The sequence below is a fragment of the Chloroflexus sp. genome, assembly GCF_034434295.1.
Lineage (GTDB): Bacteria > Chloroflexota > Chloroflexia > Chloroflexales > Chloroflexaceae > Chloroflexus.
Genome location: NZ_DAOTZQ010000038.1, coordinates 1 through 14776, shown reverse-complemented (window position 1 = coordinate 14776; position 14776 = coordinate 1). Strand labels below are relative to the sequence as shown.

General features: G+C 52.3%; 10 protein-coding genes. 9 read left to right on the top strand and 1 reads right to left on the bottom strand.

The window, feature by feature from the left end:
- The first annotated feature begins 155 nt into the window (after positions 1-155).
- From VAE57_RS05635 to VAE57_RS05595, 9 genes are all read left to right on the top strand, one after another.
- On the top strand, positions 156-1211 hold the full coding sequence (locus VAE57_RS05635; protein ID WP_322820914.1) for a restriction endonuclease: 1056 nt from the start codon (positions 156-158) through the stop codon (positions 1209-1211).
- Positions 1212-2111: 900 nt separating this feature from the next.
- Positions 2112-3914 (top strand): hypothetical protein, encoded by a 1803-nt coding sequence (locus VAE57_RS05630; RefSeq protein WP_322820913.1) that lies wholly within the window; start codon positions 2112-2114, stop codon positions 3912-3914.
- 88 nt (positions 3915-4002) lie between these two features.
- On the top strand, positions 4003-5334 hold the full coding sequence (locus VAE57_RS05625; protein WP_322820940.1) for a cellulase family glycosylhydrolase: 1332 nt from the start codon (positions 4003-4005) through the stop codon (positions 5332-5334).
- 587 nt (positions 5335-5921) lie between these two features.
- On the top strand, positions 5922-7019 hold the full coding sequence (locus VAE57_RS05620) for an ABC transporter ATP-binding protein (RefSeq protein WP_322820912.1): 1098 nt from the start codon (positions 5922-5924) through the stop codon (positions 7017-7019).
- Between the two features lie 9 nt (positions 7020-7028).
- Positions 7029-7898 carry an ABC transporter permease gene (locus tag VAE57_RS05615; protein ID WP_012257554.1) on the top strand — a complete coding sequence of 290 codons (870 nt, stop codon included), beginning with the start codon at positions 7029-7031 and terminating at the stop codon, positions 7896-7898.
- The gene (locus VAE57_RS05610) at positions 7895-8761 is read left to right on the top strand and encodes an ABC transporter permease (RefSeq protein ID WP_322820911.1); all 867 of its coding nucleotides are present in this window, start codon (positions 7895-7897) and stop codon (positions 8759-8761) included. The genes VAE57_RS05615 and VAE57_RS05610 overlap by 4 nt, the downstream gene beginning before the upstream one ends.
- Positions 8762-8793: 32 nt before the next feature.
- On the top strand, positions 8794-9945 hold the full coding sequence (locus VAE57_RS05605) for a spermidine/putrescine ABC transporter substrate-binding protein (protein ID WP_322820910.1): 1152 nt from the start codon (positions 8794-8796) through the stop codon (positions 9943-9945).
- Positions 9946-10227: 282 nt separating this feature from the next.
- Positions 10228-10905, top strand: coding sequence for a 4-vinyl reductase (locus tag VAE57_RS05600; RefSeq protein WP_322820909.1), 678 nt, complete (start codon positions 10228-10230; stop codon positions 10903-10905).
- 18 nt (positions 10906-10923) lie between these two features.
- Entirely contained in the window at positions 10924-11865 is a 942-nt protein-coding gene (locus VAE57_RS05595; protein WP_322820908.1) for a pentapeptide repeat-containing protein, read from the top strand.
- Positions 11866-12323: 458 nt separating this feature from the next.
- Here VAE57_RS05595 and VAE57_RS05590 read toward each other — a convergent pair.
- Positions 12324-14776 (bottom strand): BsuBI/PstI family type II restriction endonuclease (locus tag VAE57_RS05590; protein WP_322820907.1); only part of this gene is annotated, 2453 nt, incomplete at its 5' end.

Below are 14776 nucleotides of genomic sequence, written 5' to 3'. Positions count from 1 at the left end.
GACGTTTCCCTGGCGCAATGTGACCTGCTGCGAATGGATGAAACAGCCCCTTTTCACAAGCCTGTACACAGTTCATATCTATACGTGCCATTGTCGTAATGGAATACGTGTAAGATATGTCTGGTTCACGCTTTTGATAACGATGAGGCCTTACAATGTTCAAACGTTCCCGCAAAAGGCTTGTTGATGATTATGTTGCTCGATTAATCGTAGTTTCTCTTGCATTGCTCTGGTTCTCCTTTTCCTCTCTGACTATCTGGTGGCAAGTGACCATCGTTACCGGAATTGTTTCCCTCTTTATTCTGCTCTTTGCATTGTGGAATGATTACCGTCAACGCTCACTACGTCGCAAGCAATTGCTGGAATTATCTCCCGCTGAATTTGAAGAACGTGTTGCGCAACTTTTACACGATCTAGGCTGGCAGCGTGTCCAGATACGGGGTGGGAGTGGTGATCGCGGTGTAGATATTACTGCCGAACGGAATGGACAACTCTATCTTGTGCAATGTAAGCGGTATACCAAACCGGTACGCCCGAATTATGTGCGTGACCTGGTTGGGGCGTTGCATATTCAACGGGCTAACCAGGCTATTCTCGTCACCACGAGCGGCTTTACCCGTCAATGTTACCTGGAAGCCAAAGACCAACCTGTCCAGTTGTGGGATGGCCGCAAACTCTTGCACTATATCGACATCGCTGAACGCCGCGGAGCTGTGCGTTTACCTGTGTGGCAGCAGTGGCCTTTTTTAGTCGGTGCGACACTACTAGGGGTGAGTCTGATGTTGGCCGGTGTAGCCATCCTTATGGAACCTGCCACACAGCCGGTTGTCACCACCCAAATTAGTGATCAGCCGAACCAGCATGTCCTCTTCGATGTGCACAGAACGGCCACAGCAGAGACCATCCCGGCCACGCCGACTGTCATGCGACAGGATGTACAGCCAACCCTGTCGGTGCCCACTGTCCGTCCGACTGACGTACCGGCTCTGACGACTGTTTTTAACGGTGGTAATGTACGGGCTGCACCAAATCTACGCGGGACGGTGCTTGACCAGATTCATGCCGGTGAGTCTGTTACCCTTCTCGGCCGCAGCCCTGATGGCGAGTGGTTGCGGATGATTAATCTGCGCCAGACAGAAGGTTGGGTACACCGTTCATTGCTCACCATTGATCCAGTCGTTGAAGCGCAGTTGCCGGTTGTTGAACCGTAGGTTGTCATAGCAAATCTGGTTTACCAAAGTCATTGCTTGTGATTGCACCATCACACCAGTGGCAATCACGCATATGGAGAACGGCATTTCCGCTGCATATCCAGTGGTATTACCCGCTGGCGCAGATATGATTTCCTGACCGGGTTGTTCGCGACGCATCGTTTGGCGTACGGCAGCCATACTGCGCCAGCCGTGCGTACCGGCAGGTGTGGGCCGCAGTGCCGCCCTTGCCGGTACGTGCCCCTGGTGACAGGGGATGGTCGCGAGCTGGTATCCTGTCCCACGGGGAGCTGGTTCATCACAGACAAAGCAGGAAAACGCTGTGAAGGGACTGATCAATAAGGTTGATGGCCTCGGCAATCATGCACTGTATTATGATAACCCGGGTTGCGACCTGCGCTGTAAGCAGGTCACGTGAGGCAGACTACCAGGATGAATAGCAAGACACTACGCACAACACCATGCGCCGTAACTGCATGAACGATTTGGTAGCAGCCAGTTCTTATAGACGTTCTACGTCACGCCTCAACGTAACAACTCGGGTTATGACCATCCTCTGTGTCGTCCGTGCCTCTGTGGTGATAAAGGTAGCAACTGGGGTTATGATGAGAGATTTCTCGCCGGCTCAAACCCACCTGAGCTTCAGTGTCGCAAGGTGGGCTTTCGGCCTGCTGGCTGACCGGTCTGCTTTCGTAGCATTGTGTTGCCTCATTTGACTCCCACTCACAGCGACGGGTATAATCTGCCGGGCTGCTTGAGCAATTGTATCAGTTGCCAAATCGTTTCTAAGCCACATATCAGCCATTCATCAGCTATGCGCTATGTAAGTCTCGCTACGGTAGCGGTTATGACATGTAGTAGTGATTCAATGGTGAACGCAGTAAGTGAGGGAGTTGTTGCATGACACGACGGATCTTTGCTGTACTGGGCTTACTGGTGCTATCCGTTTCATTGCTGGCCTGGCCACGACCCGGTGCAGCGCAGGGCGGTGTGCCCGATACGTATCCGCCGTATCAGGCGCGCTATTTTCCTGAGACCGGCCATAGTGCGGTGAACTGGTTCCTGGAGACCTGGAAAAATACGCCAAATGCGCTATTTGTATTGGGATATCCCATTTCGGAACCGTTTATCGAAGAGAGCTTTACTGAGCCGGGTAAGTTTTACCGGGTACAGTATTTTGAGCGGGCTATTCTCGAAGAGCATCCTGAAAACTTTGGTCAGCAAAATAACCGGTACTATATCCTGGGCCGTTTGCTTGGTCGGCGGTTAGTTGAAGGCCGTGAGAATGAACCTCCGTTCCAGCGGGTCGCCAATCCCGGTGATGGTACGTGGTTTGCTGAGACCGGCCATACCTTACGCGATAGCCCGGCACCGTTCCGCACATTCTGGCTCAACAACGGTGGTCTTGAGGTCTTCGGTTATCCGCTCTCCGAGCAGTTCCAGGAGCGCAATCAGGCCACCGGTGAAATCTACTGGGTGCAGTACTTCGAGCGGCAGCGCATGGAGTGGCATCCCGATGAACCGGACCCCCGCTATCGTATTCTGCTCGGCTTGCTGGGTAATGAGTATCGCGATTTGCGACACCGCACAAATCCGGCATTTAATTACCGGTCATCCGATCAATCATTGCCGCGGCAATTCATTTATGGCTTCAATGCACACCTCTACGGACAGGGGACAGCCTGGCAAGATCGCAACCGTGTCTTGCAAATGAGCCGTGATGCGGGTGTCTTCTGGATTCGACAACAAGTGCGCTGGATGGATCTGCACGACCGTTCAGGTGCCATCTATTGGGCCGAACTTGACGATATTGTGGCCGATGCGAATCGTCAAGGGGTGAATCTGTTACTGAGCATTGTTGCCGCACCCAGTTGGGCAACGGCAAACGGCAGTAACGGTATGCCCCGGCGCGAAAACTTCAAGGATTTCGCCTATTTTGTCGGCGAGATGGCAAAGCGTTACAAAGGGCGAGTTCAGGCGTATCAGATCTGGAACGAGCAGAATCGGGCGTGCGAAAATGGCGGTGATTGTGCCCGCGATGGCGGTGTGGGTGGCCGGGTAGCCGATGCAAGCTACTATGTTGATCTCCTTGAGGTTGCGTACAAGGCGATCAAAGCCAACGATCCGATGGCTATTGTCGTCAGTGGTGCACCAACCAGCACCGAGACGAACAACCCCAATATCGCACTGAGCGATACATCGTATATGCGCTCGATGGCCTCTAATCCCAAGTTTCGGGCCAATGTCGATGCCATTGGTGTACATCCCGGTGGCCATTACAATCCGCCTGATACCCTCTGGCCTGACCGTCCTGGTCCTGGCCCGCAGTGGCGTACAAGCCGTGAATTCTACTTCCGCCGTATTGAAGATATTCGTAACGTGCTGGTAGAAAATGGCCTGGGCGACAAGCAAATCTGGATTACCGAATTCGGCTGGGCAACCCGCAATAATACACCAGGTTATGAGTATGGTAATTCGATCTCGTTCGATCAACAGGCCGAGTGGATTGTGCGTGCGTTCCAAATTGGGCGTCGCGAGTATGCGCCATGGGTGGGGGCAATGTTCCTCTGGAACCTGAACTTTGCTGTGCCGTGGCGTGCACAGGGCAATGAGTTGCACGAACAGGCATCGTTTGGGGTGATCAATGGTGACTGGAGCCCCCGTCCGGCGTGGTTTGCCATCCAGGCAATGCCCAAAGATTAGCGAAGAGCAGGCGAGCGGTATGACCCACCGGGTTATATTGCTCGCCAACGTGTGAGAAGGAAGTATTCGTATGACTCGGAGATGGAAGATGCATCGTATCCGGCGCTGGCCGGCTCTGATCCTTTGTTTGATGATTGTGGCAGCGCTGTTGGCCGCGTGTGGTGGTCAACCGGCAACACCACCGGTAAGTAATGTGCCAACGGCAGCAGTGGTGTCTACTCCTGATACTTCGACGCCACCCACAGCAGTACCGACGACTGCACCGGTTGAGCCGACTGCGGTACCGTCTGAGCCAACACCGGTAGCGGTTGAGCCGACCCCTGTACCGATTAACCCTGATTATCTGGAGTTCGGTATCGTTGGTCACCTCTATTACACCGACCGCGACCGTGTCTTGCAACTGGCGAATAATGCCGGTTTTGATTGGTTCCGCCAGCAAGTGGTCTGGATGGATATCGAAGACCCGGTAAAGGGTATCTACGGTTGGGATGAGCTGGATCGCATCGTTGAGGCGGTTGATCGATCTGGGATCAAGTTGCTGGTGAATGTGGTACGTTCACCGACCGCGTACAACGCGACCAATGGTTTGCCCGATGATCCTGAGACACTGGCCAATTTCCTGGAGCAAATGGTACGCCGCTACGGTGACAAGATTCATGCCTATGAGATTTGGAATGAACCAAACCTGGCGGTTGAGAATGGTGGCGAGATTGTGCCGGAAGATGTCGGGCACTATGTTGAGATTCTGAAAGCAGCCTACACGCGCATTAAGTCGCTCAATCCAGACGCGCTAGTGCTGGCAGCCGCTTCGTCATCGAGTGGTGTGACTAACCCGGCGATTGCCCTTTCCGACCAGGAGTTCTACCGCCTGATGTATACCTACAACAACGGTGAAGTACGCAATTACTTCGATATTCAGGCGGTCCATCCGGGTGGCGCGGCTAATCCGCCCGATACTCTCTGGCCCGACAATCCGAGCTACATTCCCGGTTGTCAACCGGCACCTGATCGCTGCTGGAACGACCACGAGGCGCACTATTTCCGGCATGTCGAGAATGTGCGGAAGTGGATGGAGCAGTATGGGATGGGCGATAAGGAGATCTGGATTACCGAGTACGGCTGGGCAACGCCAAACAACACGCCGGGGTACGAATTTGGTAATTACGTGACTCCAGAGCAGCAGGCGGAATACATTCGCTCGGCGATGCTGCGAGTTTACGAGAATTATCCGTTCGTTGGCAATATGTTCCTCTGGAACATCAATTTTGCCGTGCTCTGGGGTGAGCAGGGGAACCCGAACCATGAACAGGCGGCATTCGCCATTCTCAATCCCGACTGGAGTCCGCGTCTCTCGTATCTGCGGGCACAGGATACAATTGCCCAGATTAAGACGTGGCAGGGGCGTTTTGTTGCGCCATAACGTGGCTGGAGGATAGGCACACAGGGCTGTATAGCCCGACACCGGGAGGGGCAGGCTGCATGCCTGCCCCTCCTGATTATGTTCGCGCCGATTTGATGTCTATTGACATTATGTGAGTCTCGTCTCTGAATCGTGCTGCGATGGTCGCGATCGTGGTGTGGTTCTGCCAGGTGGTACTGAGACAGAGATCGTACCGCGAACAGGGACTACGTATTTGTGCAAGTGATCAGATTGGATGGTGAACCAGAGGGGAAATTATGTGCACAGGTTAAAGCTCGTGCTCCATTGGGATGAAAATGATTTGACCACCTTTCACTGGTGCCCGAAATAAGATCGAGACAGTCATATCTACTGAATATCATCCATATAAATCTGTGCAGGACGATGCAAAATTGCGCCGGAAGGTTGTGGTATACTACCTTTCAAACAAAAGCACAGTGTGATGCCAGCAGGCCACGATGCCGGTGAATGATCCTGGCTAATGTGGGGAGTGAAATGTTGCGATGTGCGATGGGGTCTTATTAACCGTCGTACCGTAATTCGCGTTACTCATAACTGGGGTTCAACCAGTTGGCAGGAGTGTTCAGGTGAGCGACTCGATCGCAATTGAACTCCGTGACGTTGTCAAACGATTTGGCGATGTCGTGGCCGTCGATCACGTTAATCTGCAAATTCGTGACGGCGAGTTTTTCTCTTTGCTGGGGCCAAGCGGTTGTGGCAAGACATCGAGTCTGCGCATGATCGCCGGGTTTGAATTGCCAACCGCTGGCAGTATCCTTATTCACGGTCGTGAAATGGGTATTACGCCACCACACCTGCGACCGGTGAATACGGTGTTTCAATCGTATGCCCTCTTCCCACACATGACCGTTGCGCAAAACGTTGCCTTTGGCCTCGAAATGCGCAAAACGCCAAAGGCCGAGATTGCCCATCGTGTTCGGGAAGCGCTCGAACTGGTGCGCCTGACCGGCCTGGAAGAACGGCGACCGCGTCAGCTTTCCGGTGGTCAACAACAGCGGGTTGCGCTGGCGCGCGCGCTCGTCAACCATCCCGAAGTCTTGTTGCTTGATGAGCCGCTCGGTGCGCTTGACCAAAAACTGCGGAAAGAGATGCAACTTGAGTTGAAGAGTCTTCAGGCCCGGGTTGGGATCACCTTCGTGTTTGTAACCCACGACCAGGAAGAGGCCTTGACGATGTCGGATCGCATTGCGGTCATGAACAAGGGCAAAATTCTGCAAGTGGGAACACCAACCGAGATCTACGAGCGGCCGAATTGTCGTTTCGTTGCCGACTTTATCGGTGAGACTAACTTTATCGATGGCGTAGTGATCGGGCGTGATGGCAATTACACAGTGTTAGAGACGCCAGAGGGCTTACGCTTTCGTGGCCTGGCCTCTCGTCCATTGAGTGAAGGGACAGCGGTCACCTATTCGATCCGGCCCGAAAAAGTACGTTTACTGGCTGCCAACAGTGAGTTGCCGATGGATGGTCTGGCCGGTACGGTGATGAGTGTCAATTATATCGGTAGTGATACGCGGATTACGGTTCGCATTAACGAGCGCCGCACGATTGACATCTGGGAACAAAATACGCGCTCGACGCTTGACCGTGATGAATACTGGCAGCCGGGTGAAGCCGCCGTCATTGTCTGCCCACCCGACAATGCATTGGTGCTCAGTGAATAGGAGGGCGCGATGACCATGCTTCAACAGCAACAACAGCGTCGCGACCGTGTCCGGCTCTTGTTGCTGCTCTCTCCTGGTCTGCTCTGGCTCTTGCTCTTCTTCGCGTTGCCGTTGGTCATTATTCTTGTCTACAGCTTTATGACCAACGATGCATTGGGGCGGGTTGTCTATCAACCAACGCTCGATAACTACATTACGATCTTCACGCAGAGCCTGTACGTCAACGCCTACTGGCGCTCGATCTGGACTAGTGTCCTGACGACGGTGATTTGCCTGTTGATCGGCTATCCGTTGGCGCTCTTTATTGCCCGCAGTCCACAACAATGGCGTATGCCTTTGCTGATGCTGATTCTGATCCCATTTTGGACCAACTTTCTGGTGCGTATCTATGCCTGGCAGATTATTCTGGCCAACAATGGGATCATCAACGGCTTCCTTGAAATCATCGGCGTTGGTCGCCTCCCTTTGCTCAACAACGAAGGTGCCACGCTCCTCGGCCTGGTCTACGGTGAATTGCCGTTTATGGTCTTGCCACTCTATGCCGCACTTGATCGTTTCGATTTCACGCTGATGGAAGCCGCTGCCGATCTCGGCGCAAACAAGGTACAGGCTTTTCTGCGCGTGATGCTGCCAATGACGATGCCGGGGATTGTGGCTGGGTCGGTGCTGGTGTTCATTCCGACCCTCGGTCAGTTCGTCGTCTCTGAACTCCTCGGTGGGGCCAAGGTCGACTACCTGGGTAATCTGATTCAGCGGCTCTTCCTGCGGGCCAACCCGATTAACTGGCCACTCGGCTCAGCAATGGCTGTATTGATGATGATCGTGCTGCTGGTGCTGATAATGATGTACTTCCGCGCAACAACGGAGGAAGAGCGATGATCGAGACAGCACCCGCTTCAACCACCCTGACCCGCGCCCGCGGTGCATTTGCCGAGGGGCGCCTGACGTGGAGCGGTGTGGGATTGACAATCTTCTCAATTCTGGTCTATCTGTTCCTGTATGCACCGATTGTCATTCTGGTTATCTTTTCCTTCACCCGTGATGAGTTTGGCGTGCGTTGGACAGGCTTTACGCTTGATTGGTATATCCGCCTGTTCAACAATCCACGTATGATGGGAGCCGCCTGGAATACATTAGTGGTGGCCAGTGTGTCAACGGTTGCGTCAACGATCATTGGCACCTTGCTGGCGATGGCGATGGAGCGCTACCGGTTTCGGGGACGAGGGGCGATGGAAGGCTTGATTTATCTCCCGATTGTGGTGCCCGAAATCGTGATGGCAGTAGCCTTGCTGGCTTTCTCGGCAATCGCCTTTGATCTGATTAAAATGATGACCGGCGAGACGCTGCGGCGTAATCTCACCACAGTAACGATTGGCCACATCGCCTTCAGCATCTCGTTTGTTGTGGTTGTCGTGCGTACCAGCCTCAAAAATTTCGACCGTCGGCTCGAAGAAGCAGCAGCCGATCTAGGTGCCGATAACTGGAACATTTTCTGGCGCATTACCTTTCCGCTCATCTTGCCCGGTATCGTTGGTGGTGCTTTGCTGGCCTTCACCCTCTCGCTCGACGACTTCATCATTTCGCTGTTTCTCTCCGGGCCAGGAACTTCCCTCCTACCGGTGGAAGTGTATAACCGTGTGCGACGAGCAGTGACGCCAGAAATCAATGCTATTTCTACCCTGATGCTACTGTTATCAATGGTGCTGGTCGCACTGTCGCAACTCTTACAGCGGCGACGATAGGTCTGGATACACAGTCGTGAGGGAGGTTGAGGATGCAGATGCTTCGCTTGATGACGCTGGTGTTGCTTCTGGTACTAACGGCGTGTGGTGGTGGTGGCGCAACCACCAGTCCCGGTAACGAATACGGTACCGGCAGTGGTGATACAACTCAAACAACTGGCGATGGTGTTGATCGCAGCAGATTGTCAAATAAGCTCTACTTCTATAACTGGTCAGATTATATCGACCCGGCGATTCTCGATCAGTTTAAAGCCGAGTATGGCGTTGAAGTCGTGGTTGACACCTACGACAGCAATGAAGACATGCTGGCTAAGGTGCGGGCCGGTAATTCAGGGTACGATATTGTCGTTCCCTCGGATTATGCAGTGCAGATCATGGTGATAGAGGGATTAGCCGCACCGATAGACAAGTCATTGCTTACCAATCTGGTGCACATCGATCCAAACCTGCTTGATCAGTACTTCGACAAGGGAAATTCCTATTCCGTGCCGTACATGTATGGCATTACCGGCATTGCCTACAACACGAAATTCTTCCCGAACGGCATTGATAGCTGGGCTGCGATCTTTGAACCCGATCAGATTGCTCAGTTTGCCGGTAAGTTTAGCATGCTCGACGATGCACGAGAGACACCGGGGGCGGCGCTACGCTATATCGGTCAGTCGCTCAATTCCACCGATCCAACAGCTCTAGCGCGAGTGAAAGATATTCTGCTGGCTCAGAAGCAATACCTGGCTGCCTATAACAGTTCTGACGTGAACCGCAAACTTGCCAGCGAGGAATATGTGATGGCGCATGCCTGGAGTGGAACGGCTATGCAGGCGCGCAATGGATTGGGTGATGAGTTCAGCGGTAATCCGAACATCGCCTTCGTGATCCCCAAAGAGGGTGGCATGATCTGGATGGATAATCTCGTTATCCTGAAGGACTCACCCAATGCCTATACAGCCCACGTCTTCATCAATTTTCTCATGCGACCGGAAATTGCCGCTCAAAATACCGAATATGTTGGCTATCTGACACCGAATAAGGATGCGCTGCCACTCATTTCCGCCGAGGTGCGTGACTTGTATGCGCAAGGCTTTGCCCCGGATGACGCGATGTATCAGCGCCTTGAGTGGGCGGTGCGCAATGAGGGCACTACTGCCTTCGATGATTTGTGGACTGAAATCAAGGGTGAGTAAGCAGCACGAACACGTTTGATTGCAAGAGAGGGGTATGTACCCCTCTCTGATTTTTTCAGAGCTTTGTCTGTGCTTCAGGCTCCTGGTGCGCATCTATGCAGGTGATGGAGCAGAGGATGTCGTTTACACCTCTCCAACCGGTGTTTTCTGTGAGAAATAAATCTGCTCTTCACGTTCCACTTTTTTCATCACATACGTTTATTACAACGACAGTAACATGTACGGTCGGTCTGTGGTATCCTACACCTATTCGCAGGTCACAGGCGTGTAGAGGAGGAAGGCATGGAGATCCGCGACCGCTCCGACCACGATCCGGTTGCCGATTTACTACTGGTTGATGCGTATATGCGTTGGGCATTACTGGCAGCCGAAGAGGTGATCGGGCGCAACGGTCTGGCCGTCGTACTACGACAAGCCGGCTTAAGCCATCTGATCGGCAATTATCCGCCGGAGCAACTGAAAGCCACGACCGGTCTGACATTTTATCACTATGCATCGCTCAATGCCGGCCTGATCAATTTTTTCGGTCGTTCGGCGCGTAGTATGGCGTTGCGGATCGGGCGGCAGACTGCGCGTCTGGCCATCGCAAACCAGAGTGCCTTGTTTGGGACGGCTGCGCTGATTGGATCAAAGGTTTTGCCCTTTGCCACTCAGGTGAAACTGGGGTTATCGGCAATGCAAGCCGGTTTACGTCGCCTGAGTCAAGCCGTGAATCAAGATCGCCGGCTAGCGTTGGAGGATAGGGGGGAAGCCTGGGCCTATATTGACTACACCTGCTCGATGTCGGCTGGGAAGCAGGCCGATGAACCTATCGGTTATATCCAGTGTGGTGTATTACAAGAAGCTCTCCATTGGCAAACCGGTCGTGAATTTGCCGTAGAACAGATTGCCTGTCGTTCAATGGGTGCGCCGGCGTCGATCTGGCTGGTCTCGAAGACGCCGACGCTGCCGTATAACTGATGTGTAAAGGAGGGCCGTATGGCCGACCTGACTCCTGATCAGATTTTTGATCTGCTTAACCGCCCTGGCCCACTGTGGTTGGTGGGGGCGAATTTGAGTGGTGCGAACCTGAGTGCAGCTAATCTGAGCAATGCCAACTTAAGTGAAGCCCAGTTGAGCCGTACCCGCCTCACCGATGCCAACCTGTACCGGGCCGATCTGAGTGTCTGTGAGTTGGGCGGTGCCAATCTGAGCTGGGCCAATCTGCGTGAAGCGCGATTGAATTGGGCGCAACTGGTACGTGCTGATTTGAGTGATGCTGATTTGCGTAAGGCCGATCTGAGCTGGGCGAACCTGGAATTTGCGTCGCTGGTTGGGGCCAATCTGCGCGGTGCTAATTTAAGTGCTGCCGACTTCAGTGGGGCCAATCTGTACGGGGCAAACCTTAGCCTTTGCAACCTCAGTGGTGCTGATTTGCGTGATACGGTGATGATTGGGGCCAATCTGAGCGAAGCGCAACTGCGCGAGGCACAACTGGTGAATTTGAGTGGCGCAAATCTGAGTGGTGCTATCTTGATTCGGGTGAGCCTTAATGGTGCCAACGGCAATGGAGCCAATCTGGCGAATGCCAATCTGATGCACGCCAACCTGCGCGAGGCGACCTTCGATGAGGCAAACTTTATCGGTGCCAATCTCAGCGAAGCCAATTTAGGCGAAGCCAGTTTATGTAATGCCGATTTCAGCGAGGCGAACCTTAGCGGTATTTACCTCAGTGGTGCCAATCTCCGCGGGGCGATCTTCACGCGGGCCAATCTGTCTCGTGCGAACCTGAGTGGGGCCAACCTGCGCGGCGCGAGTCTCCAAGGTGCGAACCTGCGTGAAGCAAGTCTGGCCGATGCCGATTTGACCGACGCCGATCTGACAGATGCTGATCTGACCGATTGTGATCTGACCGGTGCGAAGGGGGTTGCGGGATTGTAGTCAGAGAATCGTTACAAGGGTTACCGATTTGCTATGCTATGGGCTACCAAACCTCACGAGCCAGTCATGCCGGACACAGAGTAGCACTTATTTCATAAAAGCTTGTTGTCTGCTTCCAGCCTGTCGCACATGCGCCTGAACGCTTGCTAATTGCCAACGATAGCTATTATACCGGTACGAAATAGAGCAGCGCTGGCATCATCAATAGTGCAATCACGCGCTGGATGGGTTGCCTTACCCGCTCGTCAGGTGCGTGTCGCAGTGTTTGGAGTGCGACAGCCATGCTGCCGCACCAGCATGCTCACGAGCCGGAGCGTGGTTCACCATTGACCCTGCTGGTCACGAGGATGCTGTGTGTGCTCGTCACGATTATACGTGCATGAGATAACTTCTAGCAGATGTTTTTGCAACAGGTTCTACGGATGACTGTGCTCGCGGGTTTGCTTTTCCTGAACATGTTACTCGTATGGGCCCAGAAAGCGTTCCCCATTAAAATGAATAATATGACCTGGAGACTCTGCTATCCAGACTTCCGTTGCCCAGGCGATTTCTTGAAGATACTTTTTCATTACTTTTCGTGTAGGAAATACTGTTACAAACACTAAAGGAGATTTACTATCTCTAAACACATCTTTGAGTTCGTTATGGCGTTTCATATTGATCGGGCCATGACTGGTCACTGCTTCGATGAGAACAAGCCAGTTTTGATCTGGTACATGGATAATCACATCTGGCATCTTGCTGTGCTCATTCACATGAACACCCAATTGTTCAAAATATGTTCGCTCAAATAGCTTGAACTTGTCACCGGCGTCGCCCACGTATATGACAACTCCCCCCGGTGTAAACCGCGGACAGAAATCCTCGATAATCTGCTTAATGAGCGTATTCTGTCCTCCTGCCGTTATGTTGATTTCGCTCCCATCCGGCAGTTGCACAGGAATGAATGCCTGAGACCGTTCCCTTTCGCGCAGGCGGTGCAACCCCTGAGCGGTCGCCAGATAGGTTCTCAGCTTGTTGTCCCATGCATCTGTCCCAAATGACGTGATTAATGCCAGCAGGTTGGATTCCATCTGATACCGTGTCTTGGGGCTGTTGATAGGTCTATCCGGGTCATCTGGATTAGGAATGACGAGATTCATCTGCACAAACTGATGAATGGTTTGACGGCGCACAGTTTCGCGCGTGTTTGGTGCATACGTGATACCAAATTGATCACGGAAGTAATTCATCATTTCTGTTATGCCATATAAAGGAGCAGATGCATCTGCCCAGTCGCTGTCTGGTGTGACATTTGAGAGGGCAAGCAAGGTGAGAGCAGAGCGTTGATTAATCAGTGCCCTGGGGAGCTGAAGTGCGCGAAGGATGGCCATCGCCTCTTCAATCTTTTGTCTGGCCTGTAAATCACGACTCGTTGCGGTCATGCCCAGCCTTTCTATCACGAGATCATCCAGTTGTTGTTGGGGTGGGAATGTCTCACCAATACGTTCACCTATTGCAATCAATTGATCTTTTGTTGGATACCTGAAGTTCCGTAAATCTGCGGCATTGACCTGCGTATGTCCACTGAACTGTCTGAAATATTCATCTGCGATTGTCGAATTGAGGAACGCTGCAATCCCTTTCGCCAGCGCTGGCGATAAGCCATGACCATCGTGATGATAGTAATTCAAGTGATTTTCAAATCCCGTAAGGTCTGCATCAATTCTGTCAGGGTTATATACTGCTGCAACTAATCTACGCTTTTCTTCTTTTGCAGAAAAGCGCTTAACCAGAACATACCAGCCACGTGGAAGTAACAGACTCGCTGTGGCGGGATGGATGTTGATAGCATTTGGTTTCTTTCCAGGTTTACCGGGCCATGTGATGTATCCTGCCACAAAATTGTTTGGATAAATAAGGGGAGCCTTTTCTTCCCCATTTCCTTCACAGAGAAATTCCCTAACGCGAAAATCAACCACTCTTCCGGTTGAAATCTGAACACCTAACTCGCTGAGCGATGTTGAAAGCCGCTCTACATGCTGTCCTATGTGTTGATGCAAGGTGTCAGGCACAATCCGAATACATAGTGCTGGATCATCTGGTTTTACCACCTGATCGAACGTGACGTCTCGTATCGACATCCATGCATCATCAGGCCCCTCGCTGGCAGAGATGGCAATCGTGGTGCGCTGTTGGGCTTTTACTGCGTGTACGATGATATTCTCTTGAAGGACGTCTTCGTCCTGGAAAGCTCTATCACGGTGCTCAAAAACATGAATTCTTTGAAGAGACATTGTAGATAAGAAGGCTTTTCTGAACGGAAGAAAATAAGGCCCATTGCAGAAACTTCGCGGGGTTATGGCTACAATTTCTCCGTCAGGTTCAAGTAGTTCGATAGCAATCCAGAAAAAAGCGGTATATAGATTGCTGGTTTCTATGCCGGCTTTTTGTAATAGCCGGCGGGTGCGTGATTTGCTATGAATTTTCTTGTATGGAGGATTCATGATAATAGTATTGAAAGATTTATTAAGTGGAGCAAAAAGGGTTTTATTACTCATAAGTATGTCGATGCCTGCCTCAATAAAATCTTCTGGGATAATCTCATAATCAAAATCAATATCCTTTTGCCGGCATAGCTGGCAACAATGTTCCAGTGTTGATTGCAAATATGCTCGTAAGACTGGATCAATTTCGTAGGCAGTAATCTTGATCCGGGTAGGTGGTGTTTGCCACGTGCCGGCTGCTGCAACCAGAGCCGCTGATAAAGAGCCGACACCTGCACCAGGATCGAGGACCTGTAAGGTGTCAGGTCTGTGCGTGAAAAGTCCAGCCATGAATTGCGCGATACCTTGAGGGGTAAAAAACTGTCCCTTCTCAGCGCGATTGGCTGCGAGCTGTTGACTGGCTTTCAGACGCAGTAATTCGACCC

Excerpts from the sequence above, each read along its gene's own strand:
- VAE57_RS05635 (WP_322820914.1), top strand. The coding sequence starts at position 156 with ATGTTCAAACGTTCCCGCAAAAGGCTTGTTGATGATTATGTTGCTCGA.
- VAE57_RS05630 (WP_322820913.1), top strand. The coding sequence starts at position 2,112 with ATGACACGACGGATCTTTGCTGTACTGGGCTTACTGGTGCTATCCGTT.
- VAE57_RS05625 (WP_322820940.1), top strand. The coding sequence starts at position 4,003 with ATGCATCGTATCCGGCGCTGGCCGGCTCTGATCCTTTGTTTGATGATT.
- VAE57_RS05615 (WP_012257554.1), top strand. The coding sequence starts at position 7,029 with ATGACCATGCTTCAACAGCAACAACAGCGTCGCGACCGTGTCCGGCTC.
- VAE57_RS05610 (WP_322820911.1), top strand. The coding sequence starts at position 7,895 with ATGATCGAGACAGCACCCGCTTCAACCACCCTGACCCGCGCCCGCGGT.
- VAE57_RS05605 (WP_322820910.1), top strand. The coding sequence starts at position 8,794 with ATGCAGATGCTTCGCTTGATGACGCTGGTGTTGCTTCTGGTACTAACG.
- VAE57_RS05600 (WP_322820909.1), top strand. The coding sequence starts at position 10,228 with ATGGAGATCCGCGACCGCTCCGACCACGATCCGGTTGCCGATTTACTA.
- VAE57_RS05595 (WP_322820908.1), top strand. The coding sequence starts at position 10,924 with ATGGCCGACCTGACTCCTGATCAGATTTTTGATCTGCTTAACCGCCCT.